Source organism: Mycobacterium sp. TH-M15 (genome assembly GCF_057473705.1).
This window is the reverse complement of the sequence record NZ_JBYCLB010000636.1, coordinates 1-2,246: the sequence shown is the minus strand read 5'-3', so window position 1 is coordinate 2,246 and position 2,246 is coordinate 1. Positions and strand designations below refer to the sequence as shown.

The window sequence follows — 2,246 nt, the reverse complement described above, 5'->3', positions numbered from 1 at the left end:
ACCGACGCGCACACACCGGCCCCGGCGGCTCGACAGGCGTCGCGCAGCCAGGGACGGGGATTGGCGCGGCTGGCACGGCGGGTGTGGCCGGACGCCTGCTGGGGGACCCTCGGTGACCGTCCGCATCTTGCCCCGGTGACCGGGCGGGTTGGCGCGGTATCCGGCCTGACTCCCGGCCAGACCGCGTTGACGCTCGTCTACACCACCATGACCGGCTCGGCGACCGCCGCGCAGCGGCTGTTGGCCCTGGACCCCGCCGACGTCGCCGCACTGACGTTCCAGCTGGCTGACCTGTGCGAGCGCACCGCGGCCGAGGCGACGACCGCGCTGGCCAGCCTCTCCGACCCGCTGCTCGACACGCTCGCCCAGCGGCACGCCGCACGTGAGCGCCCGCTGTTTGTTTCGTGAAAGGAGAACCCCATGCCACCGCATTTTCTAGACGCCGAGCCGCACACTCACCAGGAACGCCCGAGACGCGTCCGGAAGCCGGGTGAGCCGCTGCGTATCGGCATCGGGGGCCCGGTCGGCTCCGGCAAGACCGCACTGGTCGCGGCGTTGTGCCGGCAGCTGCGGGATGAGCTGTCGCTGGCGGTGCTGACCAACGACATCTACACCACCGAAGACGCGGACTTCCTGCGCAAGCATGCCGTGCTACCCGACGACCGGATCGCCGCCGTGCAGACCGGCGGTTGTCCGCACACCGCTATCCGCGACGACATCACGGCCAACCTGGACGCGATCGACGACCTGATCGCCGCCCAGCACACCCTCGACCTGATCCTGGTCGAGTCGGGCGGTGACAACCTGACCGCGACGTTCTCCTCCGGATTGGTCGATCTGCAGATCTTCGTGATCGATGTCGCCGGTGGCGACAAGGTGCCGCGCAAGGGCGGTCCCGGGGTCACCTATTCGGACCTGCTGGTGGTGAACAAAACAGATCTGGCGCCGCTGGTCGGCGCCGACCTGGAGGTGATGGCTCGCGATGCCGCGGCGGTACGCGATGGCCGGCCCACGATACTGCAATCCTTGACCGAGGATCCGGCGTCCACGGCGGTGCTGGCCTGGGTCCGCGCCCAGCTTGGCGACCAGGCCGGCCCCTGATGCATTCGCAGGTGACGGTGGCCGCATCCCCGAACCGGTTGGCGCGCATCGACTGCCGAGGCGCGGTGGCCGCGCGCCGCACCAGGTCGGCGACGGTGCACTTCGTTTCGGCGGCCATCACGCCGCTGGGTGGCGACACCATCGAGATTCGTGTCGTCGTCGAGCCGGGCGCCCGACTGAAGCTGCGCAGTGCCGCTGCGTCCATGGCCCTGCCCGGGGCGATCAGCCGAACCTCCCACGCGAACTGGCAGATCGATGTGGCCGGCGAGCTCGACGTCGATCTCGAACCGATGATCGTCGCCGCCGACGCACGGCATTTCTCCAGCATTGCGCTGCGCTTGCACGCCGGCGGGTCGGTTCGGTTTCGGGACCGAATCCAGATCGGTAGATCGGGCGAGCGTGAAGGGTTCTGGTCGGGCTCGCTGCGGGTGGACCGGGACCACCGCCCGCTGGTGCGCCACCGGGTGGAGCTCGGCGCCGGATCACTGGCCGATGACGTGCTGTCAGCGCCGCGCGCGGCGGTCAGCGAGTTCTGTTACCCGGAACCGCCTTCTCCGGAGCTGATTGACCCCCGGTCGACTGTGCTGGCGCTGGCCGGCGGAGGAGCACTGAGTTACTTCCAGAGCGACCGGCTGGTCGGGTAGCCGCGCACCGGCGGCGCACGCCCCGGCTACAGCTCGCCGGCCTCCACCGCCTCCCGGGTGTGCTGGGCGCGGGCGATCTGCTCGGCGGAGAACCCGATGAACAGCGCCGCCGCGCCGACCAGCACCGCGATCGCGGCGATCCACAGCAGCGAGTAGGTGTAGCCGTGCCCGAGCGCGTCGAGTTGGGCCGGCGTCATGTTCGTCACCGGGCCGGTGATCCCGCCCAGGTACAGCGTGCGCGAGGTCTGCACCGCCTGGACGATCACCAGCACCACCGGCCCGCCGAGGTTGTACACCATCAAGGTGATGGCCGAGACCGGCCCGAGCTCGCGCGGTCCGACCTCGGCGAGCGCGCACAACGGCAGCACCACCGAGATCACCCCAATGCCGAACCCGCCGACGACGAACAGGGTCAGCAGGTCCGGCAGGTACGGCACGTCGCGCTGCAGGGTGGAGCCGAACAGCATCGCGCCGAGCACCAGGGCGCCGGCCCCGATGACC

General features: G+C 70.4%; 4 protein-coding genes. 3 read left to right on the top strand and 1 reads right to left on the bottom strand.

Features of this window, described 5'->3' with window-relative positions; genetic code table 11:
- The 3 genes from AC2VNT_RS15560 to AC2VNT_RS15550 form a co-directional block, all read left to right on the top strand.
- Window positions 1–408, top strand: a 408-nt coding sequence (locus tag AC2VNT_RS15560) for an urease accessory protein UreF (RefSeq protein ID WP_486947712.1), incomplete at its 5' end; no start/stop codon positions are given.
- 12 nt (window positions 409–420) lie between these two features.
- Complete coding sequence (gene ureG, locus AC2VNT_RS15555) at window positions 421–1,101, top strand: urease accessory protein UreG (protein WP_486947711.1); 681 nt, start codon at window positions 421–423, stop codon at window positions 1,099–1,101.
- The gene (locus AC2VNT_RS15550) at window positions 1,101–1,745 is read left to right on the top strand and encodes an urease accessory protein UreD (RefSeq protein ID WP_486947710.1); all 645 of its coding nucleotides are present in this window, start codon (window positions 1,101–1,103) and stop codon (window positions 1,743–1,745) included. The genes ureG and AC2VNT_RS15550 overlap by 1 nt, the downstream gene beginning before the upstream one ends.
- 26 nt (window positions 1,746–1,771) lie before the next feature.
- Here the strand turns inward: AC2VNT_RS15550 and AC2VNT_RS15545 are convergent.
- The coding region (locus tag AC2VNT_RS15545; RefSeq protein WP_486947709.1) for an MFS transporter at window positions 1,772–2,246 on the bottom strand (475 nt) is incomplete at its 5' end.

Excerpts from the sequence above, each read along its gene's own strand:
- ureG (WP_486947711.1), top strand. The coding sequence starts at position 421 with ATGCCACCGCATTTTCTAGACGCCGAGCCGCACACTCACCAGGAACGC.
- AC2VNT_RS15550 (WP_486947710.1), top strand. The coding sequence starts at position 1,101 with ATGCATTCGCAGGTGACGGTGGCCGCATCCCCGAACCGGTTGGCGCGC.